General features: G+C 62.4%; 24 protein-coding genes. 10 read left to right on the forward strand and 14 right to left on the reverse strand.

Annotation, left to right across the window (positions count from 1 at the left end):
* Positions 1-4 precede the first annotated feature (4 nt).
* From hslU to DNK10_RS24620, 6 genes are all read left to right on the forward strand, one after another.
* Positions 5-1,342: an HslU--HslV peptidase ATPase subunit gene (hslU, locus tag DNK10_RS24595; RefSeq protein WP_131193362.1), complete on the forward strand. Its 1,338-nt coding sequence runs from the start codon at positions 5-7 to the stop codon at positions 1,340-1,342.
* Between the two features lie 89 nt (positions 1,343-1,431).
* Positions 1,432-1,803 carry a gamma-butyrobetaine hydroxylase family protein gene (locus DNK10_RS24600; protein ID WP_131193363.1) on the forward strand — a complete coding sequence of 124 codons (372 nt, stop codon included), beginning with the start codon at positions 1,432-1,434 and terminating at the stop codon, positions 1,801-1,803.
* A 208-nt stretch (positions 1,804-2,011) separates the two neighbouring features.
* Complete coding sequence (gene phaC / locus DNK10_RS24605; RefSeq protein ID WP_131193364.1) at positions 2,012-3,691, forward strand: class II poly(R)-hydroxyalkanoic acid synthase; 1,680 nt, start codon at positions 2,012-2,014, stop codon at positions 3,689-3,691.
* 68 nt (positions 3,692-3,759) lie between these two features.
* Positions 3,760-4,623, forward strand: coding sequence for a poly(3-hydroxyalkanoate) depolymerase (phaZ, locus tag DNK10_RS24610; RefSeq protein WP_131178232.1), 864 nt, complete (start codon positions 3,760-3,762; stop codon positions 4,621-4,623).
* Between the two features lie 103 nt (positions 4,624-4,726).
* On the forward strand, positions 4,727-6,409 hold the full coding sequence (gene phaC, locus DNK10_RS24615; protein ID WP_131193365.1) for a class II poly(R)-hydroxyalkanoic acid synthase: 1,683 nt from the start codon (positions 4,727-4,729) through the stop codon (positions 6,407-6,409).
* 5 nt (positions 6,410-6,414) lie between these two features.
* A complete protein-coding gene (locus tag DNK10_RS24620; protein ID WP_131193366.1) occupies positions 6,415-7,038 on the forward strand; it encodes a TetR/AcrR family transcriptional regulator in 624 nt (207 codons plus the stop codon).
* 50 nt (positions 7,039-7,088) lie between these two features.
* On the opposite strand, the gene DNK10_RS24625 is transcribed toward DNK10_RS24620, so the two are convergent.
* The 10 genes from DNK10_RS24625 to DNK10_RS24670 form a co-directional block, all read right to left on the reverse strand.
* Positions 7,089-7,970, reverse strand: coding sequence for a phasin family protein (locus tag DNK10_RS24625; protein ID WP_131193367.1), 882 nt, complete (start codon positions 7,968-7,970; stop codon positions 7,089-7,091).
* A 10-nt stretch (positions 7,971-7,980) separates the two neighbouring features.
* Positions 7,981-8,409: a phasin family protein gene (locus DNK10_RS24630; RefSeq protein WP_131193368.1), complete on the reverse strand. Its 429-nt coding sequence runs from the start codon at positions 8,407-8,409 to the stop codon at positions 7,981-7,983.
* 227 nt (positions 8,410-8,636) lie between these two features.
* The gene (locus DNK10_RS24635) at positions 8,637-9,911 is read right to left on the reverse strand and encodes an AlgP family protein (RefSeq protein ID WP_131193369.1); all 1,275 of its coding nucleotides are present in this window, start codon (positions 9,909-9,911) and stop codon (positions 8,637-8,639) included.
* 156 nt (positions 9,912-10,067) lie between these two features.
* On the reverse strand, positions 10,068-10,529 hold the full coding sequence (rsd, locus tag DNK10_RS24640; protein WP_131193370.1) for a sigma D regulator: 462 nt from the start codon (positions 10,527-10,529) through the stop codon (positions 10,068-10,070).
* 327 nt (positions 10,530-10,856) lie between these two features.
* Positions 10,857-12,131, reverse strand: coding sequence for a heme biosynthesis HemY N-terminal domain-containing protein (locus tag DNK10_RS24645; protein WP_131193371.1), 1,275 nt, complete (start codon positions 12,129-12,131; stop codon positions 10,857-10,859).
* On the reverse strand, positions 12,128-13,273 hold the full coding sequence (locus DNK10_RS24650) for a uroporphyrinogen-III C-methyltransferase (protein ID WP_131193372.1): 1,146 nt from the start codon (positions 13,271-13,273) through the stop codon (positions 12,128-12,130). The genes DNK10_RS24645 and DNK10_RS24650 overlap by 4 nt, the downstream gene beginning before the upstream one ends.
* Before the next feature lie 16 nt (positions 13,274-13,289).
* On the reverse strand, positions 13,290-14,063 hold the full coding sequence (locus tag DNK10_RS24655) for a uroporphyrinogen-III synthase (protein WP_131193373.1): 774 nt from the start codon (positions 14,061-14,063) through the stop codon (positions 13,290-13,292).
* On the reverse strand, positions 14,060-14,998 hold the full coding sequence (hemC, locus tag DNK10_RS24660) for a hydroxymethylbilane synthase (protein WP_131178242.1): 939 nt from the start codon (positions 14,996-14,998) through the stop codon (positions 14,060-14,062). The genes DNK10_RS24655 and hemC overlap by 4 nt, the downstream gene beginning before the upstream one ends.
* Positions 14,999-15,158: 160 nt before the next feature.
* The gene (locus DNK10_RS24665; RefSeq protein WP_131193374.1) at positions 15,159-15,905 is read right to left on the reverse strand and encodes a LytR/AlgR family response regulator transcription factor; all 747 of its coding nucleotides are present in this window, start codon (positions 15,903-15,905) and stop codon (positions 15,159-15,161) included.
* On the reverse strand, positions 15,902-16,978 hold the full coding sequence (locus tag DNK10_RS24670) for a sensor histidine kinase (RefSeq protein ID WP_131193375.1): 1,077 nt from the start codon (positions 16,976-16,978) through the stop codon (positions 15,902-15,904). Before DNK10_RS24670 ends, DNK10_RS24665 begins: the two co-directional genes overlap by 4 nt.
* A gap of 218 nt (positions 16,979-17,196) precedes the next feature.
* Between DNK10_RS24670 and argH the strand changes: the two genes are divergently transcribed.
* The 3 genes from argH to DNK10_RS24685 are packed head-to-tail and all read left to right on the forward strand — an operon-like array spanning position 17,197 to position 19,663.
* Positions 17,197-18,591, forward strand: coding sequence for an argininosuccinate lyase (argH, locus tag DNK10_RS24675; RefSeq protein ID WP_131193376.1), 1,395 nt, complete (start codon positions 17,197-17,199; stop codon positions 18,589-18,591).
* Positions 18,592-19,155 (forward strand): shikimate kinase, encoded by a 564-nt coding sequence (locus DNK10_RS24680; protein ID WP_131193377.1) that lies wholly within the window; start codon positions 18,592-18,594, stop codon positions 19,153-19,155. It begins immediately after the preceding gene.
* A gap of 28 nt (positions 19,156-19,183) precedes the next feature.
* Positions 19,184-19,663, forward strand: coding sequence for a GNAT family N-acetyltransferase (locus DNK10_RS24685; RefSeq protein ID WP_131193378.1), 480 nt, complete (start codon positions 19,184-19,186; stop codon positions 19,661-19,663).
* Here the strand turns inward: DNK10_RS24685 and DNK10_RS24690 are convergent, their stop codons facing one another.
* A complete protein-coding gene (locus DNK10_RS24690; RefSeq protein ID WP_131193379.1) occupies positions 19,664-20,329 on the reverse strand; it encodes a glutathione S-transferase family protein in 666 nt (221 codons plus the stop codon). It lies immediately after the preceding gene.
* A gap of 348 nt (positions 20,330-20,677) precedes the next feature.
* Here DNK10_RS24690 and DNK10_RS24695 point away from each other — a divergent pair, with 348 nt between their 5' ends.
* Positions 20,678-20,920, forward strand: a complete 243-nt coding sequence (locus DNK10_RS24695) for a DUF4282 domain-containing protein (RefSeq protein ID WP_131178249.1) — start codon at positions 20,678-20,680, stop codon at positions 20,918-20,920.
* A 53-nt stretch (positions 20,921-20,973) separates the two neighbouring features.
* Here DNK10_RS24695 and DNK10_RS24700 read toward each other — a convergent pair whose 3' ends face one another.
* From DNK10_RS24700 to DNK10_RS24710, 3 genes are all read right to left on the reverse strand, one after another.
* Positions 20,974-21,414, reverse strand: a complete 441-nt coding sequence (locus DNK10_RS24700) for a GlcG/HbpS family heme-binding protein (protein ID WP_131193380.1) — start codon at positions 21,412-21,414, stop codon at positions 20,974-20,976.
* The gene (locus DNK10_RS24705) at positions 21,411-22,190 is read right to left on the reverse strand and encodes an SDR family NAD(P)-dependent oxidoreductase (RefSeq protein WP_131178251.1); all 780 of its coding nucleotides are present in this window, start codon (positions 22,188-22,190) and stop codon (positions 21,411-21,413) included. The genes DNK10_RS24700 and DNK10_RS24705 overlap by 4 nt, the downstream gene beginning before the upstream one ends.
* Positions 22,187-22,892, reverse strand: a 706-nt coding sequence (locus DNK10_RS24710; RefSeq protein ID WP_208738867.1) for a tripartite tricarboxylate transporter permease, incomplete at its 5' end; no start/stop codon positions are given. The genes DNK10_RS24705 and DNK10_RS24710, both read right to left, overlap by 4 nt.

Genomic DNA, 22,892 nt, shown 5'->3' on the forward strand with positions numbered 1-22,892 from the left:
GCTCATGTCCATGACACCCCGCGAGATCGTCCACGAACTCAACCGCCACATCATCGGCCAGGATGACGCCAAGCGCGCCGTAGCCATCGCCCTGCGCAACCGCTGGCGGCGCATGCAGCTGCCGCTGGAACTGCGCGCCGAAGTGACGCCCAAGAACATCCTGATGATCGGCCCGACCGGGGTCGGCAAGACCGAGATCGCCCGGCGCCTGGCCAAACTGGCCAATGCGCCCTTCCTGAAAGTGGAAGCCACCAAGTTCACCGAGGTCGGCTACGTCGGCCGTGACGTGGAATCGATCATCCGCGACCTGGCCGACGCCGCCGTGAAGATGCTCCGCGAGCAGGAAATCCTGCGCGTGCGTCATCGCGCCGAAGACGCCGCCGAAGACCGTATTCTCGATGCCCTGCTGCCGCCGGCACGCAATGGCTTTGCCGAGGAAGCGGCGTCGGGCGACTCCAATACCCGTCAGCTGTTCCGCAAGCGCCTGCGTGAAGGCCAGCTGGATGACAAGGAAATCGAGATCGAAGTGGCCGACAGCCCCGCCGGCATCGAAATCATGACCCCGCCCGGCATGGAAGAAATGACCAGCCAGTTGCAGAACCTGTTCTCCAACATGGGCAAAGGCAAGAAAAAGAGCCGCAAGCTCAAGGTCAAGGACGCGCTGAAGCTGGTGCGCGAAGAAGAAGCCGGGCGCCTGGTCAACGAGGAAGAACTCAAGGCCAAGGCCCTTGAGGCGGTCGAGCAACACGGCATCGTGTTCATCGACGAAATCGACAAGGTGGCCAAGCGCGCCAATGCCGGCGGTGCCGACGTTTCCCGCGAAGGGGTACAGCGCGACCTGCTGCCGCTGATCGAGGGCTGCACCGTCAACACCAAGCTGGGCATGGTCAAGACCGACCATATCCTGTTCATCGCATCCGGTGCTTTCCATCTCAGCAAGCCGAGCGATCTGGTGCCGGAACTGCAGGGACGCCTGCCGATCCGTGTCGAGCTCAAGGCGCTGTCGCCGGAAGATTTCGAGCGCATCCTCAGCGAACCCCACGCCTCGCTCACCGAGCAGTATGTGGCACTGCTGCAGACCGAAGGCCTGGGCGTGGAATTCGCCGAAGACGGCATCAAGCGTCTGGCCGAGATCGCCTGGCAGGTCAACGAGAAGACCGAGAACATCGGCGCCCGTCGCCTGCACACCCTGCTGGAACGTCTGCTGGAGGAGGTATCCTTCAGTGCCGGCGATCTGGCTGGCCAGCAGAATGGCGAGGTCATCCGTATCGATGCGGCCTACGTCAACAGCCACCTCGGCGAGCTGGCGGAAGACGAAGACCTGTCGCGCTATATCCTCTGAGAGCAGCGGCAAGCGGCAAGCTCCAAGTCAGAAGCCCCTTTGCTTCGGCTCTTCTTGCGGCTTGGAGCTTGCAGCTTGGAGCTTCCGTCATGCTTATCCCCACCTCGATCAAGCTGCACAAGGCGTCTCGCACGCTGGAACTGCAATACGGCAACGACAGCTACAAGCTGCCGGCCGAGTTTCTGCGCGTGCATTCGCCGTCGGCCGAGGTGCAGGGGCATGGCAAACCGATTCTGCAGACGGGAAAACTCAATGTCGCGCTGATCGGCATCGAACCCGCCGGCAATTATGCCCTCAAGCTGACCTTCGACGACGGCCACGACAGTGGGCTGTTCAGTTGGGACTACCTCCATCAACTGGCGCTACGCCAGGACGACCTGTGGCGTGACTATCTAGCCGCCCTCGCTGCCGCCGGCAAATCCCGCGACCCCAACGAATCGATAGTGCGCCTGATGCTCTGACGCACCCGCGATCAACGCTACTCTCTCATCGCTACTGGCCCAACTTGCGCTAACGTCTAAACTCGGGTGAGCAAAGTAATTCAGGTTCGCCCGCCATCCTCTGGATGCCGCAAACGCCACTAGCACTGCCAACCGCAAACCTCGACAGCTACAGCGCCGTTGCCCGCAACGAACGCCTGCCCGTCGTGGGGAAAAGGGAGCGTTGTCGATGAGTGAAAAGCAGAACGATGACCTGAAGTACAAGCCGTCGAAAAGCACGCTGGGGCTCAACCCGGTCATCGGCATACGCGGCAGGGATCTGCTCACTTCCGCCCGCCTGGTACTGACCCAGGCCATCCGCCAGCCCCTGCACAGCGCCCGCCATGTAGCGCACCTCGGCGTCGAGATGAAGAATGTGCTGCTCGGCCAGTCGCAGCTGCAACCCGATGACAATGACCGCCGCTTCAACGATCCGGCATGGAGCCAGAATCCGCTCTACCGCCGCTACCTGCAAACCTACCTGGCCTGGCGCAAGGAGTTGCACGACTGGGTCGAACACAGCTCGCTGTCCGAGCAGGATGTCAGTCGCGGCCACTTCGTCATCAACCTGATGACCGAAGCCATGGCACCGAGCAACACCATGGCCAATCCGGCAGCGGTCAAACGCTTCTTCGAAACCGGCGGCAAGAGTCTGCTCGACGGTCTCTCGCACATGGCCAAGGATCTGGTGAACAACGGCGGCATGCCCAGCCAGGTCAACATGAAGGCCTTCGAGGTTGGCAAGAACGTCGCCACCACCGAAGGCGCCGTGGTATTTCGCAACGATGTGCTGGAGCTGATCCAGTATCGTCCGGTTACCGAGCAGGTCTTCAAGCGGCCGTTGCTGGTGGTACCACCACAGATCAACAAATACTACGTGTTCGACCTGTCGCCCGAAAAAAGCCTGGCGCGCTTTCTGCTGCGCAACCATGTGCAGACCTTCATCGTCAGTTGGCGCAACCCGACCAAGGCACAGCGCGAATGGGGTCTGTCGACCTATATCGAGGCGCTCAAGGAAGCCGTCGAGGTAGTCTGCGCGATTACCGGCAGCACCGACCTGAACGTGCTCGGCGCCTGCTCCGGCGGCGCCACCACCGCCTCGTTGCTGGGCCATTACGCAGCTCTGGGCGAACACAGGATTCATGCCCAGACGCTGCTGGTCAGCGTGCTGGATACCCGGCTCGACAGCCAGTTCGCGCTGTTCGCCGACGAGCAGACTCTGGAAGCGGCCAAGCGCCGCTCCTATCAGGCCGGCGTGCTGGAAGGCAGCGACATGGCCAAGGTATTCGCCTGGATGCGCCCCAATGACCTGATCTGGAATTACTGGGTCAACAACTACCTGCTCGGCAACGAGCCGCCGGTGTTCGACATCCTCTACTGGAACAACGACACCACGCGCCTGCCAGCCGCCTTGCACGGCGAATTCATCGAGATGTTCCAGACCAATCCGCTGACCCGCGCGGGTGGCCTCGAAGTGTGCGGCACGCCGGTCGACCTCGGCCAGGTGACCTGCGACGCTTACGTGGTGGCGGGCAGCAACGACCACATCACCCCGTGGACATCCTGCTACAAGTCGGCCCGGCTGTTCGGCGGCCAGTGCGAATTCGTGCTGTCCAGCAGCGGCCACATCCAGAGTATCCTCAACCCGCCAGGCAATCCCAAGGCGCGTTACATGACCAATCCCGACATGCCGACCGACCCCAAGGCCTGGCAGGAAGACGCGACCAAGCACACCGATTCCTGGTGGCTGCATTGGCAGAAATGGCTGGTCGCTCGCTCCGGGGAAAGCAAGAAGGCACCGAGCAAGCTGGGCAACAAGCGTTATCCCTCCGGCGAGGCCGCGCCTGGCACCTATGTCCACGAACGCTGAACGATAGGTTATCGCGATGGCCTACCCGGGCGAGGTCACCGGCGACGATCACTGACAGAGGTTGCCACATGTCACTATCCTTCGTGTTCCGCACCATCGCCCTGGATGGTCAGACCATCCGTACCGCCGTGCGGGCCGGCAGCCCCGACAAGGTGCCGCTGCTGATCTTCAACGGCATCGGTGCCAACCTCGAGTTGGTGATGCCCTTCGTCCGCGCGCTGGACAAGGATCTGGAAATCATCGCCTTCGACGTTCCCGGCGTAGGCGGTTCCTCTACACCGAGCATCCCCTACCGGTTCCCCGGCCTGGCCAAGCTGGCCGCCCGCATGCTCGATTACCTGGACTACGGCCAGGTCAATGTCATCGGTGTGTCCTGGGGTGGCGCCCTGGCTCAGCAATTCGCCCGCGATTACCCGGAACGCTGCAAGAAGCTGGTGCTGGCGGCGACGTCCGCCGGCGCGGTGATGATTCCGGGCAAGCCCAGGGTGCTCTGGCGTATGGCAAGCCCTCGCCGCTACCTGCAACCGTCCTATGGCGTGCATATCGCCGCAGACATTTACGGCGGCGCTTTCCGCCGCGATCCCAAGCTCGCCCTGGCCCATGCCAGCAAGGTGCGCTCGGGCGGCAAGCTGGGTTACTACTGGCAACTGTTCGCCGGCATGGGCTGGACCAGCATCCACTGGCTGCACAAGATCCGCCAACCGACGCTGGTGCTGGCCGGCGACGATGACCCGATCATTCCGCTGCTCAACATGCGCCTGCTGGCCTGGCGCATTCCCAACTCCGAACTGCACGTGATCGACGACGGCCACTTGTTTCTGGTGACCCGGGCCGAGGTGGTGGCGCCGATCATCATGAAATTTCTCGCCGAGGAACGGCAACCCGCCGTGATGCACCCGCAAAACGTCACGGTGGTTCGCGGCCAGCCGTAACGCCCAGGGCAGGAAAGGTAACGCGTCGGCATTCCTGTACTACTGTGAAGAGTCGAATGGTGCCATTGATCAATCAGCAGAGCCCAGACAACGGAGTGTTGCCATGCCAGACAAGCGTCGTACCGAGGGTCTGCCCCATTCGCCCCGTGCGCTGAATGCACAGAATGCCGTGGTCGGCCTGCGCGGTCGCGACCTGTTCTCCACCGTGCGCACGCTTGCCTTGCAAGGCCTCAGGCAGCCAGTGCACAGCGCACGTCACGTCCTGCAACTGGGCGGGCAGATCGGGCGCATCCTGCTCGGCGACGACCTGCATAGCGTCAATCCCAAGGATGCGCGTTTCGCCGACCCGACCTGGCAGCACAACCCCTTCTACCGGCGCAGCCTGCAAGCCTACCTGGCCTGGCAGAAACAGCTGGATAGCTGGATCGATGAAAGCGATCTGAGCGCGGATGAGCGCAGTCGTGCACGCTTCATCTCCTCGCTGATCGGTGATGCCTTCTCACCCTCCAACAGCCTGCTCAATCCACTGGCGCTCAAGGAGCTGTTCAACACCGGTGGCGGTAGTGTGATCAAAGGCCTCGGCCATCTGTTCGATGACCTGCTGAACAACGACGGGCTGCCCAGCCAGGTCACCAGGCAAGCTTTCGAAATCGGCCGCAACATCGCCAGCACACCCGGCGCGGTGGTATATCGCAACGAAATGCTGGAGTTGATCCAGTATCGCCCCATGAGCGAAAAGCAGTACGCCAAGCCGCTGCTGATCGTGCCGCCGCAAATCAACAAGTACTACGTATTCGACCTGAGCCCGGACAAGAGCTTCGTCCAGTACGCGCTGAAAAATGGCCTGCGCACATTCATCATCAGTTGGCGCAACCCGGATGTACGCCACCGCGACTGGGGATTGTCGAGTTACGCCGAAGCCATCGAGCAAGCCATGCAAGCCTGCCAAGCCATCAGCGGCAGCAAATCGGTCAACCTGCTCGGCGCCTGCGCAGGCGGCCTGAGCATCGCCGCGCTACAGGGCCACCTGCAGGCGAAAAAGCAGTTGCGCAAGGTTGGCTGCAGCACCTACCTGGTTAGTCTGCTGGACAGTCGGATCGATGGCCCCGCGATGCTTTTCGCCGATGAGCAGACCCTGGAGAATGCCAAGCGTCGCTCCTACCAGAAAGGCGTGCTGGACGGCCGGGAAATGGCCAGGATATTCGCCTGGATGCGCCCCAACGACCTGATCTGGAACTACTGGGTCAACAACTACCTGCTGGGCAAACAGCCGCCTGCCTTCGATATTCTCTACTGGAACAACGACAGCACACGCCTGCCTGCGGCGTTTCACGGCGATCTGATCGACTTTTTCAAAGACAACCCGATGGTGCGCAGCGGTGGGCTCGACGTCTGCGGAACTCCCATCGACCTGCGCAAGATCACGGTCGACAGCTTCAGTGTCGCCGGCCGCAACGATCACATCACTCCCTGGGACGCGGTCTACCGTTCGGTACTGCTGCTCGGTGGTGAGCGCCAGTTCGTGCTCTCCAACGCAGGTCACATCCAGAGCATCCTCAACCCGCCGGGCAACCAAAAATCCAATTACCTGAAGAACAGCGAACTCAGCCTGGATCCACGCGCCTGGCACCATGATGCCGAACAGACCCAGGGCAGTTGGTGGCCACGGTGGCTGGAGTGGATTCAGCAACGCTCCGGCGCTCAGCGCGACACCCAGATGCCCCTGGGCAATGCCGATTACCCGCCGCTGGACGCCGCACCCGGCACTTACGTGCGGGTGCGCTGATCGGGATGAAGACCCGTGAGCGCATCCTGGAAACCACTCTGCAGCTGTTCAACGAGCGGGGCGAGCCGAACGTATCGACGCTGGAAATCGCCAACGAGCTGGGCATCAGCCCTGGCAACCTGTACTACCACTTTCATGGCAAGGAGCCGCTGATCCTGACGCTGTTCGAACAGTTCCAGGCGACGCTTTCAACACTGCTCGCGCCGCCTGCCGAGGCCGATCTCGACGCCCAGGACTACTGGCTGTTTCTGCATCTGATTGCCGAGGGCATGTCGGCCTATCGCTTTCTCTTCCAGGATCTTTCCCACCTCAGCGGCCGCCTGCCCAAACTGGCCCACGGCATGCGCCTGTGGCTTGGCAAGCTCAGACGCACGCTCACCACCCTGCTGATGCGTCTCAAGCAGCAGAACGAGCTCGACAGCGATGACTACGCCCTGGAACAACTGGTAGAGCAGATCGTACTGACCCTGTTGTTCTCTCAAGATTACCAACGCATCGTCGCCCAGCATGCCGACAGCAGGCTGGTGGTTTACCAGGTGATGATGCTGGTCGCGCCGCACCTACAGGACGGGGCCCGTCAAACCACCGAGTTATTGGCACGCAGCTATCTGAGAGATGCCTCGGCCTGAAATGAAAACGCCCGACACAGGGTCGGGCGTTTTCGTCACGCAGTGCAGCCTCAGGACTGATTGCTCGAGGTTGGTGTTGCGGCGGCAGACGGCGCTGCATTCGGCAGCGGAGTGCTGACAGGCGTTGCAGGCGCAACCGGTGCGGCCTTGGCTGCCGCAGGTTTCTTCACAGCGGGTTTCGTCGCAGCGGGTTTGCTCACAGCCTTGGCGGCTGGTTTCGACGCCGATTTCAGCGCTGGCTTGGCCGCAGGTTTGGAAGGGCTCTTGCTGGTCGCCGCAGGCTTGGCCGCTGCTGTTTTACCTGCCGTGGCTTTCTTCGCCGCCGCGGGTTTGGCTGCTACCGCTTTGGCGGCAGGTTTGGCAGCCGGTTTTGCCGCAGGCTTGCTTGCAGCTTTGCTGGCGGCTGCAGGTTTAGCGGCAACCTTGGTAGCAGCGGGTTTACTGGCAGCTTTGGCAGCGGTGCTTTTTGCAGCGGGCTTCGCAGCCGGCTTGGCAACCACCTTGGTGGAAACGCCCGTCAGGGCTTCAAGCTGCTTGGTCAGCAGATCGACCTTGTCGTTTAGCGACTTGACCTCGTTACGGCTCGGCACACCCAAGCGCGAAATCGCGTTGTTCAGGCGCTTGTCGAATGCCTCTTCAAGCTCGCCCCACTTGCCAATCGCCTTGCCCTTGACCTCATCGACGCGGGACTTGGCACTGCCGACCGTGGAATCAACCGACGACTTCACCGCATCGGCCTGCTTATCCACGTTGCCCTTGGCCGTCTTCTCGGCCTTCTCGCCATCCTTGACCAGAGTGTCGAACAGCTTGGTGCCGTCCTTGCTGACCTTGGAGTATGCGCCCAAGCCCGCCAACCAGATCTGTCGCGAGTACTTTTCAACCTCGCCGATCCACGAGCTGGTCTGTTTCTCGGATTTCTTTTTGACAGCCATCCTGCTCTCCTTATTTGGTACGCGCGACATGCTCGAGCAACGCACTCAGCTCATCCAGCTTAGCAGACAGGGCTTCGATATCCTGTCGAGCGGGAATGCCGAGCCGGTTGAGGGCGCCTGCCACGCGAGAGTCGAAGGCCTGCTCGATCTTCTCGATGCGCGCGGCGACCTTATTCTTCACGACGGACACTCTGCTTTTGACTCCGTCGATTTGGCCATTGGCCGCCTCGACTTGTTCATTGACCTGCTTCTTGCCTCGCTGTTCCGCTTCTGCGCCGAGGCGGATCAGTTCTCGAAGGTAATCGAGGCCTTCCTGCCCCGCCTTGGCGTACACGCCCAAACCGGCCAACCACACCTTTCGGGCATAGGACGGCGCGTCGCTCACGACAACGAGTGTGGTATCGGCAAGCGTTTTCTTCCTGACGGTAGCGTTCGACATGGTGCACCTCGCAGTTACATGAGAGATGGCCTGTGCAGCACAGGCTTGCAAAACACCCTAACGAGGAAAACTAGAATACACATACTAATCGGCGCGACCGTATGACACCCGGGTTGCCGCAAAGAAGAAGGGAACGGAGCAGTCGAATCGACACGAGCCTTGCACTCGCTGAAGACAGTCTGCGGGCACTCCATTCAGGAGTGTCCGCAGACTTCATAGCGCCTGGATCAGTTGGCGCTAGGCGGTGTCACACCATTGGTAGGACTAGCGGCAGGAGTCGGTGTCGCGGTCGGCTCATTGGCTGGCTTGCTCGCGGCAGGGGATGCTGCGACGGCAGGCTTTTCGGCCGCAGCAGGTTTGCTGGCAGCAGGCTTCGGTGCAGCTTTAGGGGCTGACTTGGCGGCAGTGGTAGTAGCCGGTTTAGTGGCTGCTGGCTTCGCGGCGGCTTTGGCAGCTGGCTTGGCGGCAGTGGGTTTTGCTGCAGCTTTAGCGGCTGGTTTGGCGGCAGCGGTAGCAGTCGGTTTGGTGGCTGCTGGCTTCGCGGCGGCTTTGGCAGCTGGCTTGGCGGCAGCGGGTTTCGCTGTGGCTTTAGCGGCTGGTTTGGCGGCAGCGGTAGCAGCCGATTTGGCGGCTGCCGGCTTCGCGGCGGCTTTGGCGGCCGGCTTGGCGGCAGCGGGTTTCGCTACGGCTTTAGTGGCTGGTTTGGCGGCAGCGGTAGCAGCCGGTTTGGCGGCTGCTGGCTTCGCGGCGGCTTTGGCAGCTGGCTTGGCGGCAGCGGGTTTTGCTGCAGTTTTAGCGGCTGGTTTGACGGCAGCGGTAGCAGCCGGTTTAGTGGCTGCTGGCTTCGCGGCGGCTTTGGCGGCTGGCTTGGCGGCAGCGGGTTTCGCTGTGGCTTTAGCGGCTGGTTTGGCGGCAGCGGTAGCAGCCGATTTGGCGGCTGCCGGCTTCGCGGCGGTTTTCGCGGCCGGTTTGGCGGCAGCGGATTTCGCAGCGGCTTTAGTGGCTGGTTTGGCGGCAGCGGCTTTGGCAACTGACTTGGCAGCTGCAGGTTTCGCGACGGCTTTAGCGGCTGGTTTGGCGGCAGTCTTGCTGCGGCTGGACAGAACCTTGCCGGCAGCCTCGCGAACCTTACCGACGCCCTGCGCCAGTTTCAGGCTCTCTTGCGCATCACGTTTGAGCTGAACGATGTACTGACGGGTTTCGCTCTGGCGAGCCTGCAGTGCATCCAGCACACCTTCCAGTTCGTCGACAACGGACTTGGCCTTGGACTGCGCCTTGGCCTTGCCTGCAGCAGCCGCAGCTTGCAGTTTACCGCGAGCCTTGTGCAGTTTTTCCTGCGCACCACCGCGCTGTTTCTCCAGTTTGGCGAGCACTTTTTCGGCATCGACCAAGGCCTGCGAGCAAGCACTTTCGAGATGCTCGAGCAAACTTCCGGACAGTTGTTGAAGCAAATGCAAAGGAGTGGTGACCGATTTCTTTTTCACGTTTTTCGTGGCCGACATGACGCGCCTCCTGGCGGATGAGTTGAAGCCATACTAGACGTGTGAATTTGCGCCCGCTAGAGGCGCTTTGCAAGCACATGCGTAACGTGCTCGTAACGCACATCTGCATACAGATGAGGGAGACAACAGCGCCGCGACAAGTCGCGGCGCCGAATGTCATACAGCGGCGGCGGTAGCCTGCTGCTTGTGGGCGGTGTGCAACACTTCGATCAGACAGTCTTCGAGCTCGAAACGCTCGTGCAGCATCTGACCAAGACGCTTGAGTTCGGCACTGACTGCCTCGATGTCACCACAATCGCCTTCATCGCAGCGATCATTGAACGTCAGTGCGGCTTCAGTGATCACTTCAAGGCGCGGATAGATCTGTTTGGCCAGCTCAAGACCGCGCTGGTCACCGAACGCTCGAGCCTCTTCGGTGAGCTGCTGGTAAACCTCGAAATGCCCGGCGGAAACGTAGTCGACGAGGATTTCGCAGAAACGCTGCATGACGGCCTTGTCGCTGACATCATCGATGGCTGCGTAGGCCTTGATCAGTTCCGCGCGTTCCTGCAACCAGCGATCGATCAACAGGTGTACGCCGCCCCATCGCTCCTGTGCATTCTGGCAACTTTCGAGCATGGTGATCTTCCTCCCTTATCGGTATTTCCTGTAGGCATTCGGGCAACGACTATCGTTCAGCAAATTGTCGCCACTGCGAATCGGAAGTTGGCTGACCGCCCTATCGGCAGTATTCCTCTGCTGCCGTTTTGATGTGAGCCCTGCTCGTACACCGATAACGACGAAAGCATCACGCCTCGATCCCTGAACGCGCAGCCGAGTCTGGACACTAGCATGATTCGCATGGCAGTCCGACCACTCATTTCGACTCAGGTTATGCTCGACCACCCAAGCCTTCAAGACAGCTCGTCATAAACGCCGACCAGGGGCCGGCGCAGGGAAAAACGACTAGCTGCCGGCACCCGCGTACTGCGGATCAGCGGGCGGTACGGCGGGAACGCTGGCGACCTGACCGCTCAGGCGACGGTCGAGCAGACCAAGGCCTTCCTGAAACAAACGGTTACTGCGTTCTACCTCACCCAACTGCGCGAGCAGTCGTGCCAGCTCGGCACAGGTTTCCGGATGACGCTCGAACGTCAGGCTGCTCTCGAAGTACTCCCGGGCCTTGCCCCACAGCTGGTTTTGCAAACTCAGCCGGCCCAGAGTCAGCAGCAGCCCAGCATCATCGGGATGCTGTTTCAGCCAGCCCTCGGCAGCCTGCAGTTGCCTGGCCGGGTCGCGACCGTGCAGCAGACCATAAAGGCGCGCCAGGCGGCTGTCGTACTCACGATTCAGCGCTTTGTTGAGCAGTTCCTCGGCACCGGGCTCGGCCCCCAGCATGCGCAGGCGATCGGCATACACGGCAAGCAGCTCGGGCTCACCGCGCAGGTTGGGAGACAGTCGCTCCCAGGCCTGTGCCAGAGAAGGCAGTGCGCTTTCATCGGCAGCGTTCAGGTCGATGTCCGTCAGATACTCGCGCCAGGCACGGCGCTCCAGCGCCATCAGCTCGGCGGGGCCCAGGGCTTTTTCCTTGCGCAGTACCGGCAGCAATTTCAACAGCGCGTGCCAATCACCGCGCAGCACATACAACTGCTGCAATTGGCGCAGAACCTGCGGGTTGCGTGGATGACGCTCATGCATCACCAGCAGGGTCTCCTGGGCCGTTTCGACGTGCCCACGCGCCAACTGCAGTTCGGCATGGGTCAGAGCGATGGCCAGCTCGGCGTTCGGCTGACGTTCCAGCGCCTCGGCCAGCAACGCATCGCTCTCTTCGTAGTGCTCAAGATTGTGGGCAGCGCGCGCGGCGCCGAGGTAGTGAATCAGTGGTCGTGGCTCGTTCCGTGCAATCCGGCTCAGGTGTGTCTGGGCCTTGGCCCAGCGACCCTCGATCAACTCCTGAAAGCCATGCTCGGATGCACTGCGCACACGCCGTTCACGGTGCAGGCGCGACCATGGATTGACCAGCCCGAGCGAAGTCAGCAACGCGCGAACGACCAGGCGCAACAGCCAGAGCGCCAGCCAGACCGCCACGATCAGCAGCACGAATGCCCACAGGGTCGATTCGTAGCGGAAACCCTGGTAGGCGAACAGCACATAGCCCTTGTGCTCGGAGATGGCCAGGCCAAGCAGCGCCAGCCCACCGATCACCACCAGGGCGAGCAGCAGCAGGTAAACGCGCTTCATGGACGCCCCTCCTCGTTGCCGAGCGCCTCATCGCTCGGCGCATCCTTCAGACGCTCACGTGCCGAGTGCTTGTGCTCGATGTAGGCCTGCACCGCATTGAGCGACTGGGTCAGCTCGGGCACCTCGATTTCGATGGGCTTGTCGACCAACTCGCCGACCCGCGTGCGCAGGGCACGGCTGTCCGGGTTGTCACGATTGAAGTTGGCGTCCAGCACCTCGCCAGCCTGTTGCAGCGCCTGACGATAGACCTGGGTCTCGCCATGCAGCGCCGCCCATTGCGCCTGCTCGAGCGCGAGGCTCAGGGCCAGGCGCACCTGGGTCAGACTCTGTCCGGCGAGCAGCGGGCGCACGTTCTGATCGGCATTGAAATCCAGGCGGAAGTACTGCGACAGCGTCTGCAGCCCGTGGCTCCACCAGGTGCCTGGCTCGCTGTCTGCAGCCAGTTCGCCGAGCACACCGCCATCGGCGACGAACTTGGGGTTCAGCGAGTTCAGTTGCGATGCCTGCTCGCGCAGGGCACCCAGTTGCAGGAACAGCCCGGTACGATCCGGGTTGTCGGTCGAGCGCAGCGCCTCCAGGCTCTTGGCCAACTGCTCGCGGGCTGCGAACGCCGCCGGGTCATCCTGGTCGCGGAGAATCTCGTCGGCCGCCTGCACCAGCGCGGTGGCGCTGTTGGTGTCCTGCAGCGCCGACAACCGCAGACTGGCCAGGCGCAGCAGGTGCTCGGCTTCGGCCAGGCGCCAGTCCTGACGGCTGGCGCCGAGCACGGTTTCCAGACGCTGGTTGAGCAATTGCTGGTCACCCTGCAACTGGGCGACCAGACGGCGACGTTCTTCGAGCTCCTGCACCGTCGGCAGTTGTTCGAAACGCTCGCTCAGGCTGTTGGTACGTTGCGACAGCGCCTGAGTCTGGCTGCGTGCCTCTTCTAGCTGGCCTGACTGCTGCTGCGCTCCGGTCTCCAGGGTTCGCAGTTGCCAGACACTCCAGCCACCGACAGCGACGCCGATCGCACCGACCAACAGGGCCACCGCCGCCAGTGCAGAGCCCCGTGAGGCGGGCCTGGCTTCACCGGCAACCGGAGAAGATTCGAGGGCGGGTTGTACAGGCTGCTCCTGCTCTTTCGGGGTAGTCGCTTCGCTCACGTATCCATCCTTTGCTTCACAAGTCGGGCGAAGCCTGCGCACGCAAGGCCGCCAACAACGCCGCGGTATCAGCACCACGACAATCCACAACATTCAGCGCACCCAGTTCGCGGGCCATGCTGGCAACTCGCGGACTCGGTACGAACAAGGGTAGTTGCGCCAGCTGTAACCAGTCATCCATCGCCAGTTGGCGCAGATGCATCAGGCCCTGCCCACTGCTGACCACCAGCCCATTCAGGCGTTCCACCTGTAATAGTCTCTGCAGGGTACCGGCAGGGTAATCCGGCAGCACGCGACGATAGACTGGCAGATAGTCGACCTCGACGCCCTGGCTCTGCAAGCGCTCGGCGAGCAATGTGCGGCCATCTTCGCCACGAATGATCAGCACCCGCGGAAACAGGGCTTCCTGCAGAGCCGCCTGCAGCGCGGGCAACGCCAGCAAGGCCTCGCTGTCGTCCCCGCCGCTCGGCCAGGATACCGGTAGCCCGTAATCAGCGAGAATCTGCCCGGTTCCCGCGCCAACGCTGAACCAGGGCTGATCGGAAAGGGGCTGCGGCCAGTAACGATCGAGCAGGTCGAGGCCGAAACGGGCAGCCGGTTTGCTCACCACGATCACCGCCGTGTAGCGGTGCAGTTCACAGATGATTGCGCTTTGCTGCGGGGTTTCCGGCAGAGGTTCGATGCTCAACAGCGGCAGGCAGACGCCACGGATGCCGTCTTTGCCGAGAGCCGCGGCCAGCGCCTGGCATTCCTGCTCAGGACGTGTCAGCAGCAGGCGCCAGCCACTCACTCGACAGCGGCCTCGCCGTAAATGGCCTGCAGGATCGTGCCTGCACCTTGAACCAGCAAGGCTTCGGCCACTTCGACGCCCAGGCGCTCGGCATCCTCTGCGACACCGCGCTGCTCGGCACGCAGCAAACGGCTGCCATCCGGTTCGCCGACCAGGCCGCGCAACCACAGCTGCTCGCCTTCGAGAATCGCATAGCAGGCAATAGGCACCTGGCAGCCGCCGTTCAGGCGCTTGTTCATGGCCCGTTCGGCGCTGACCCGCAGCGCGGTTTCGCTGTGATTGAGCGGCGCCAGCAACGCCTGCAGTTCGATATCATCGACCCGGCACTCGATACCGACCGCTCCCTGACCGCCCGCTGGCAGGCTCTGTTCGACGCTGATGGAGTCGCGGATACGCGCTTCGAAGCCCAGACGAATCAGCCCGGCAGCGGCGAGAATGATGGCGTCGTACTCACCGGCATCCAGCTTGGCCAGACGGGTGTTGACGTTGCCGCGCAGGAACTGGATTTTCAGATCGGGACGACGAGCCAGCAGTTGCGCCTGGCGGCGCAGACTGGAAGTGCCGACCACACTGCCGACAGGGAGCGTATCGAGGCTGTCGAAATGGTTGGAGACGAAGGCATCGCGCGGGTCTTCGCGCTCGCAGATGCAGTACAGGCCCAGGCCTTCGGGGAAATCCATGGGCACGTCCTTCATCGAATGCACGGCGATGTCGGCCTGGTTTTCCAGCAGCGCGGTTTCCAGTTCCTTGACGAACAATCCCTTGCCACCGATCTTCGCCAGCGGCGCGTCGAGCAGTTTGTCGCCGCGGCTGACCATCGGCACCAGGCTCACCTGTAGCCCCGGATGGGCCTGTTCGAGACGTGCCTTGACGTGTTCGGCCTGCCACAGGGCCAGGGCGCTCTTGCGAGTAGCGATGCGGATTTCGCGGGGCATGGGACAATTCCAGAAAACCAATTGCCACCGATGATAACAGGCAACTACAGCTGCAAGCTGCAAGCTGCAAGCTGCAAGCTAGCGTGGCCGGAACCTCATGATCGCAGCAAGCTTCTGCTTTTGCGCTCTTACTTGAAGCTTGTGGCTTGAAGCTTGCCGCTCAAAGGTGGTTCATCAGCTTACGCACCCCCGCCACATGACGGCGGCTGACCACGAGCGCATCGCCATTGAGCCCCTTGAGGTAGAGCTGGAAGTGCCCGAGCGGCGTGCGCTGCAGCCGCTCGATGCGCTCACGGGCCACCAGAGCGTTGCGGTGGATGCGCACGAAGCGATCACCAAATTCGTCCTCCAGCGCCTTGAGCGGCTCGTCCAGCAGCACCTCGCCACCCTCGTGACGCAGGGTCACGTACTTGTGGTCGGCGATGAAGTAGATCACGTGATCCAACGGGATCAGCTCGATACCTTTGCGGGTGCGGGCGCTGATATGGCTGCGCGGGCCGACACCGCTTTCCGCGGCAGGGCGGGTGAGCGCAGCCAGTTGCACGCGGTTGAGGCGCTCGGCCTTTTTCAGCGCTTTCTCGAGGTGCTCGGGGCGTACCGGTTTGACCAGATAGCCTACGGCACTGACCTCGAACGCCTCTATGGCAAACTCATCATGAGCCGTGCAGAAGATCACTGCAGGCGGTGCTTCGCGCTCGCAGAGCCGGGCAGCGGCTTGCAGGCCATCGAGGCCCGGCATGCGGATATCGAGCAGCACGACATCGGGTTTGAGGCTCTCGACCAGAGCGAGTGCCTCTTCACCATTGCTCGCAGAGGGCTCGACAACACGATAACCCTCCAGCGCGGCAACCATGCGGCTCAAGCGCTCTCGGGCAAGGGGTTCGTCATCGACGATCAAGACATTCATAATGATCTGGCTTCCTGCATGGGTCTTGCACATGGGTAGCGTAGACGGGTGTAGTGACGGCCATCACGACGCTCCACACTGAGATTGGCTTGCGAACCGAAAAGTGCCGCAAGACGTGCGTCGATATTGGCCAGCGCCTGATGGGTTCCGCGCGAGGCCAGAGGCATGCCACCGTCCTCGTATGGGTTGCTGACGCTGAGATGGAATACGCCATCGATGTAATTGGCTGATATCTGCACCAGTCCCCCTTCGATACGTGGCTGGATACCGTAGATCAAGGCATTCTCCAGCAGCGGCTGCAGAGTCAGCTGGGGAATGGGTAAATCAGCGGGTACATCATCAACTTCCCACTGCAACTGTAGTCGCTCGCCGAGCCGATAGTGCTCGATCGACAGGTAGCGCTGCGCCAGCTCCAGTTCCTCGTTCCAGCTTACGAGACTACCGGGCCTGGCCAGGCTTGCCCGGAACAGGTCGGAAAGATCCAGCACCGCCTGTTCTGCCCTAGCAGAATCTGTGACAACCAGGCTGGCGATGCTGTTCAAACTGTTGAACAGGAAATGCGGGCGGATCCTCGCCTGCAGCGATTCGATGCGCGCACGCAATTCGGCCTGCTCCTGGCGCCGCCACTGGCTCTGCAGGTAGAAATAGCGCAGCAACAGCGCCGACATGATCAGGCTGATCAAGGCATGCCGCAGGTACAGGTTCACCTCGCCATCGTGAGGCAGCGGTCCGCCGAGGTCGTAGTAATCGGCGACTGCCGTACAGCCCAGGGTAAGACCGACGACCAGGGCGCAGCATGCCGCTCCGGCCCACATCGCCTGCAACCGTGCGAGCAGCGGCCGCAAGCGGCACAGCAGCGCCGACGACAACAGTACGATCCACTGCACGAACAGCGAGGTCAGCGCCAGGCGCACCCAGTCGAAACCGGGCAGCATCGGCTCGGCGAGCACCAGCACGAGCACCAGCAGCTCCGCGAGCAGCACGGTGCTGAGCAGCGCTTCGGGCTGACACAGTTCCGGCACGAAGAAATCGTCGGGGGCGGAGGGGGGCGAGGTCTTGCGATTCCTGTTCATCGCCGCAGTTTCCGCGCGCGCCCCGGAACCGGCAAGAGACCCCATCGCAAGCGGGCGAAATAACCCACCCAAATGCGTTGCGACTGATGAAATTGTGACCTGCCCGACACTCCTCCAGGCCACTGCGCACGGCTTAGGGTCTGTTATCATCAACGCAATTTTCCGTCGAGCCGGAAGCTTCCGGCCCGTCCGCACCTGCATACAGCCGAGCCAAACTCATGAGCAACGAAAAAACCAATCAGTCCTGGGGCGGCCGCTTCAGTGAACCCGTCGATGCCTTCGTCGCCCGCTTCACCGCCTCGGTGGAATTCGACAAACGCCTGTACCGCCACGACATCATGGGCTCCATCGCCCACGCCACCATGCTGGCCAAGGCGGGCGTGCTGACCGATGCCGAGCGCGATGCGATCATCGACGGCCTCAAGCAGATCCAGGGTGAAATCGAAGCAGGCAGCTTCGACTGGCGCGTCGATCTGGAAGACGTGCACATGAACATCGAGGCGCGCCTGACCGACCGCATCGGCGTGACCGGCAAGAAGTTGCACACCGGCCGCTCGCGCAACGATCAGGTAGCCACCGACATCCGCCTGTGGCTGCGTGATGAAATCGACCTGATCCTCGCTGAGATCACCCGCCTGCAGCAGGGCCTGCTGGAGCAGGCCGAGCGCGAAGCCGAAACCATCATGCCTGGCTTCACTCACTTGCAGACCGCCCAGCCGGTGACCTTCGGCCACCACCTGCTGGCCTGGTTCGAAATGCTCAGCCGCGACTACGAGCGCCTGGTCGACTGCCGCAAGCGCACCAACCGCATGCCGCTGGGCAGCGCCGCGCTGGCGGGCACCACTTACCCGATCCAGCGTGAAATCACCGCCGAGCTGCTGGGTTTCGACGCCGTGGGCGGCAACTCCCTGGACGGTGTGTCGGATCGCGATTTCGCCATCGAATTCTGCGCCGCTGCCGCCGTGGCGATGATGCACCTGTCGCGCTTCTCGGAAGAGCTGGTGCTATGGACCAGCGCCCAGTTCCAGTTCATCGATCTGCCGGATCGTTTCTGCACCGGCTCCTCGATCATGCCGCAGAAGAAGAACCCGGACGTACCCGAGCTGGTGCGTGGCAAGACCGGCCGCGTATTCGGTGCGCTGACCGGCCTGCTGACCCTGATGAAGGGCCAGCCGCTGGCCTACAACAAGGACAACCAGGAAGACAAGGAACCACTGTTCGACGCCGCCGACACCCTGCGCGACTCGCTGCGTGCCTTCGCCGACATGATTCCGGCGATCAAGCCCAGGCACGCCATCATGCGCGAGGCGGCGCTGCGTGGTTTCTCCACCGCCACCGATCTGGCCGACTACCTGGTGCGCAAGGGCCTGCCCTTCCGCGACTGCCACGAAATCGTCGGCCATGCGGTGAAGTACGGCGTGGACAGCGGTAAGGATCTGGCCGAGATGAGCCTCGAAGAGCTGCGCCAGTTCAGCGACCAGATCGAGCAGGACGTGTTCGCCGTACTGACCCTGGAAGGCTCGGTCAACGCCCGTGACCATATCGGCGGCACCGCACCGCGCCAGGTACGCCTGGCCGTGGAGCGTGGCAAAGCCTTGCTCGCTTCGCGCTGAATGCAAACCTGGACACCCGGCCGGCGTATCTCGGTGGTCGGCTGCTCCGGTGCGGGCAAGACCACGCTGTCGCGCCGGTTAGCGCAGCGCCTGGGCTATCGCCATGTGGAATTGGATGCGCTGTTTCACCAGCCTGGCTGGCAACCATTGCCCGCGGAGCAGTTCCAGCAGGCGGTGGCCGATGCCCTGCAAGGTGACGGCTGGGTGGTGGAAGGTAATTATTCCGTGGTACGCCCGCAGATCCTCGAGCAGGCGGACACGGTGATCTGGCTTGACCTGCCCAGAGCCGCGGTGATGCGTCAGTTGCTGCCACGTACCCTGAAGCGCATCGCGTTGCGCAAGCCGCTCTGGAACGGCAACCGCGAACGCTGGAGCAATCTGTTCAGCGTCAAACCCGAGCAGTCGATTCTGGCCTGGGCCTGGACGCGCCATGCCACCTACCGGCAGCGTTACGGTGACGAAATGCGCAACGCACCGGCTCACCGCCATTATCTGCGCCTGGATTCACGCGAGGCCGTCGAGCGCTTTCTGACGAGCCTGCCAGCTGACGCAACAACTCGATAAAACGATCCATTCCCTCTGGAAGACCTAGATGCCACTCAACATTCGCCCCACGGTGCGTGAAGACGCCGCCCTGATCCTGCGCTTCATCACCGATCTGGCCATCTACGAAAAGGCCGAGCACGAGGTCAAGACCGACGTCGCCGGTATCGAGAACAGCCTGTTCGCGGAGGGCAGCAGCGCCCACGGCCTGATCTGCGAGCGGGACGGCGAGCCCATCGGCTACGCAGTGTACTTCTTCAATTACTCGACCTGGCTGGGCAAGCACGGCCTGTACCTGGAAGACCTCTACGTCACCCCGCAGCAACGCGGCGTCGGCGCCGGCAAGGCGCTGTTGCGCCACCTGGCCAAACTGGCGGTGGCGCGTGGCTGCGGTCGCTTCGAGTGGTCGGTGCTGGACTGGAATCAGCCAGCCATCGACTTCTACGACTCCATCGGCGCCAAACCCCAGAGCGAGTGGATCGGCTACCGCCTCACCGGCGAAGCACTGACCCGTTTCGCCGCTGGCTGATCAGCCCTTCAAGCGCGCCTGCATGTGGGCCATGAAAGGGCCCACCGCCGCTTCCTTGTCGGCAGCGATGCGCTGTACGTTGGGGCTGCTGGCAAAGCGCTCGAGCAGCGCCCTGGCTTGCGGGAGTTTCGCCAGCAGGTCGACCTCGAACAGTTTGTGCGCAACGGCAGCAGCCAGGTCGATGCTGTACAGGAAGTACAGATCGGCCAGGGTCAGTCTGTCGCCCGCCACATAGGGCGAGAACGCCCCCAGGCGCCTGAGCGAATCGATACCGCCCAGCAGTTCGTCGCGGCTTTTCTTGAGGATCGCCGCGTCTACCTGCATACCGAAGAAGGCCTGGGCATAGCAGGCACGGGCCGGTAACTCGATGTACAGCTCGATGTGCTTGGCCAGGGCACGAACCCGGGCCTGGGCGAAAGCACCTTCAGGCAACAGTGCGACGCCCTGCCCCAATGCTTCGAGGTATTCGAGGATCGCCGAGGTCTCGCTGATATAGCCCTCGTCGGTCTGCAATACCGGCACCTTGCCGCGCGGGCTGATGGAGAGGAAGGATTCATCACGGGATGCGTAGACCTCCACCTCCTCGAACGGCAGGCCCTTTTCCAGCAGGGCGAGCTTGACCATGTTGTAGTAATTGCTGACCGCGAAACCATGAAGCCTGAGCATGGATTGGTATCCTCTGATAGACAGCCGGGATGAGCACGCTAACAGGCCGTTGAAAAACGTGAGCGAGGCAGCCAGCGCAATACCGATGGCGGCCCCACAAAAATAGGCGAAAAAGCGCAGTGTACAAGTAGTACATGAGCATTTTGAGCCTGTTTTTAACGCCGCGATGGCAACGCAGGTAGTTTTTCAACAGCCTGCTAACGCCCTTCACGATGCTTTGCCACGGCTACTTCCCGCTAACTGGCTGCAGCCGCTCTGGCCTGCTACTCTGCCGCCTCGAGCGCTCGCTGCGCCGCATGCGGGCACCGATACCGCCCGCCCCCCCCCACCATGGACTGGAGTTACACCATGAAGAATCTGTTCTTCTTCGACGCGATGCTCACCCCGAAAATCATCACTTTCGTCTACTGGCTATTGCTGCTCAGCGTGGCGATCAGCGGCCTGACGATGATGTTCAGCAGTTACGGCAGCTTCCTCGGCGGCCTCGGCACGCTGATCGGTGGCGCCATCGCCGCGCGTATCTGGTGCGAGCTGATGATCGTGCTGTTCAAGATCCACGAAAACCTGCAGAAGATCGCCAACCGCGACTAGAGTCTGTTGACGTATCAGTACGCCCGCGCACCTTGCATGCGCGGGCGCTGCGACTATTCCAGCGCGGCAGCTCCCGCCAGCGCCACCTGCCCGTCCTGGGTCGGGTGCATGCCCGATACCCCGATAGCGCCGATGACCTTGCCGCCCTGCACCAGCGGCACGCCACCTTCCAGCAGAATGGCGTTGTGCATCGACAACAGGCGCAATGCCGCACCGCCGGTGGCCAGGGTCTCTTCGAAACCCTTGGTCGAACGCTTGAACAGCGCAGCGGTGGACGCCTTCTTGATCGCCACCTCGACACTGCCCAGGGCAGCCTCATCGAGCTTGTGCAACAGCACCAGGTGCCCGCCGCTATCGGCCACGGCGATCACCATCGGCCAGCCATTGGCACGCGCCTCCCACTCCGCCGCCGCCGCGATATGCCTCGCCTGCTCCAGGCCGATAGGCGCGCCATAGCTCAGCACCCCTGGGGCGAAAGCGACCGGCGCGCTCATGGCATGGCCTGCCCGCCGTTGACATCGAGCACCTGGCCGGTGATGTAGCCACTGCAGGCGTGCGAGGCAAGAAACAGATACGACGGCGCCATTTCCTCCGGTGTGCCGAAACGGCCCATGGGGATGGTGGTGCTGACCGCAGCGCGCGCGGCGTCGTCCTTGTCGGCGTGGAAGGCGGTATCCACGGTGCCCGGCGAGACGATGTTGAAGCGGATATTGGCCGGGGTGAATTCACGCACCCAGTTGCGCTGGATGTTGTGCAGCCAGGCCTTGGCCGCCGCGTAAAGGCTGGCGCCTGGGCCTCCACCGCCATGAGCGGCGATCGAACCGGTGGTGATCACCGCAGCGCTCTGCCCACTGGCCTTGGCCGAGGCACGCAGATGGGGAATGGCTTCGCGGGTGACCATCAGTGCCGAGCGCAGGTTGACGTCGGTCATGGCATCGAAGAAGGCGTCGTCGATGCTTTCCAGGCCACGGCGCTCGAGCAGCGCACCGGCGTTGTTGATCAGCACGTCGATGCCGCCGAAGCGTTCGACGAAAGCCGCGACGGTAGCCACGCAGACGTCGGTCTTGCCAAGGTCGCCAGCAAAGAACGCGGCCTGGCCGCCATCGGCCGACAGTTCGCTGAGCAGAGCGTCGAGATTGGCCGGCGTGTTGCGTGCGGTGATGCCGACATGGGCGCCGAGTTTGGCGAAGGCACGGGCAGTGGCCAGGCCGATACCCAGCGTGGAGCCGGTGATCAGTACGCGCTTGCCGCGCAGGTCGTTGAAGTTCATTGGGTGCATTCCTCTTTGGGAGTGGCTGGAGATTGAGGGGTGAGGCCGGCGCGACGCTTCAACAGGCGCAGCAGCAGCGGCAACATCCACAGCGACAGGGTGATGATGGCCAGCGTCAGGGAAACCGGGCGTTCGAAGAACACCATCAGGTCGCCTTGGGCGCGCATCATCGAAGTGATAAAGGTTTCTTCGAACATGGGCCCGAGGACGATGCCGAGAATCATCGGCGCCAGCGGGAAACCGTTCTCCTCCATAAGGAAACCGACGATGCCAAAGGCCAGGATGGTGACGATGGCGAACAGGGTGTTTTCCACGGCGAAGGCGCCGACGATGGAGAACGCCAGGATCACCGGCATGAGGATGCTCTGCGGTACCTGTAGCACGCGCTTGAACAGCTTGATGGCGAGAAAGCCGAAGGGGATCAGCATGATGTTGGCCAGCAGGAACGCCAGGAACACCGCGTTGATCATGTCGGCGTTCTCGGTGAAGATCGTCGGCCCCGGATTCAGCCCCTTCATGAACAACACGCCGATGACGATGGCGGTCAGCGAATCACCGGGAATGCCGAACACCGTGGCCGGGATGAAACTGCCACCCACCGCCGCGTTGTTGGCCGCCGTGGCCGGGACGATCTTGGCCATGCTGACCTCGTCCGGCGTGGTGCGCTTGGCCGCCGCGCGCTTCGACATGGCGTAGGAAATG

It is taken from the genome of Phytopseudomonas daroniae, assembly GCF_004327275.1.
GTDB classification, from domain to species: domain Bacteria; phylum Pseudomonadota; class Gammaproteobacteria; order Pseudomonadales; family Pseudomonadaceae; genus Aquipseudomonas; species Aquipseudomonas daroniae.

Bases quoted from the DNA above. Each gene is read 5' to 3' on its own strand.
- hslU (WP_131193362.1), top strand. From the start codon at position 5: ATGTCCATGACACCCCGCGAGATCGTCCACGAACTCAACCGCCACATC.
- DNK10_RS24600 (WP_131193363.1), top strand. From the start codon at position 1,432: ATGCTTATCCCCACCTCGATCAAGCTGCACAAGGCGTCTCGCACGCTG.
- phaC (WP_131193364.1), top strand. From the start codon at position 2,012: ATGAGTGAAAAGCAGAACGATGACCTGAAGTACAAGCCGTCGAAAAGC.
- phaZ (WP_131178232.1), top strand. From the start codon at position 3,760: ATGTCACTATCCTTCGTGTTCCGCACCATCGCCCTGGATGGTCAGACC.
- phaC (WP_131193365.1), top strand. From the start codon at position 4,727: ATGCCAGACAAGCGTCGTACCGAGGGTCTGCCCCATTCGCCCCGTGCG.
- DNK10_RS24620 (WP_131193366.1), top strand. From the start codon at position 6,415: ATGAAGACCCGTGAGCGCATCCTGGAAACCACTCTGCAGCTGTTCAAC.
- DNK10_RS24625 (WP_131193367.1), bottom strand. From the start codon at position 7,970: ATGGCTGTCAAAAAGAAATCCGAGAAACAGACCAGCTCGTGGATCGGC.
- DNK10_RS24630 (WP_131193368.1), bottom strand. From the start codon at position 8,409: ATGTCGAACGCTACCGTCAGGAAGAAAACGCTTGCCGATACCACACTC.
- DNK10_RS24635 (WP_131193369.1), bottom strand. From the start codon at position 9,911: ATGTCGGCCACGAAAAACGTGAAAAAGAAATCGGTCACCACTCCTTTG.
- rsd (WP_131193370.1), bottom strand. From the start codon at position 10,529: ATGCTCGAAAGTTGCCAGAATGCACAGGAGCGATGGGGCGGCGTACAC.
- DNK10_RS24645 (WP_131193371.1), bottom strand. From the start codon at position 12,131: ATGAAGCGCGTTTACCTGCTGCTGCTCGCCCTGGTGGTGATCGGTGGG.
- hemC (WP_131178242.1), bottom strand. From the start codon at position 14,998: ATGCCCCGCGAAATCCGCATCGCTACTCGCAAGAGCGCCCTGGCCCTG.
- DNK10_RS24665 (WP_131193374.1), bottom strand. From the start codon at position 15,905: ATGAATGTCTTGATCGTCGATGACGAACCCCTTGCCCGAGAGCGCTTG.
- DNK10_RS24670 (WP_131193375.1), bottom strand. From the start codon at position 16,978: ATGAACAGGAATCGCAAGACCTCGCCCCCCTCCGCCCCCGACGATTTC.
- argH (WP_131193376.1), top strand. From the start codon at position 17,197: ATGAGCAACGAAAAAACCAATCAGTCCTGGGGCGGCCGCTTCAGTGAA.
- DNK10_RS24680 (WP_131193377.1), top strand. From the start codon at position 18,592: ATGCAAACCTGGACACCCGGCCGGCGTATCTCGGTGGTCGGCTGCTCC.
- DNK10_RS24685 (WP_131193378.1), top strand. From the start codon at position 19,184: ATGCCACTCAACATTCGCCCCACGGTGCGTGAAGACGCCGCCCTGATC.
- DNK10_RS24690 (WP_131193379.1), bottom strand. From the start codon at position 20,329: ATGCTCAGGCTTCATGGTTTCGCGGTCAGCAATTACTACAACATGGTC.
- DNK10_RS24695 (WP_131178249.1), top strand. From the start codon at position 20,678: ATGAAGAATCTGTTCTTCTTCGACGCGATGCTCACCCCGAAAATCATC.
- DNK10_RS24700 (WP_131193380.1), bottom strand. From the start codon at position 21,414: ATGAGCGCGCCGGTCGCTTTCGCCCCAGGGGTGCTGAGCTATGGCGCG.
- DNK10_RS24705 (WP_131178251.1), bottom strand. From the start codon at position 22,190: ATGAACTTCAACGACCTGCGCGGCAAGCGCGTACTGATCACCGGCTCC.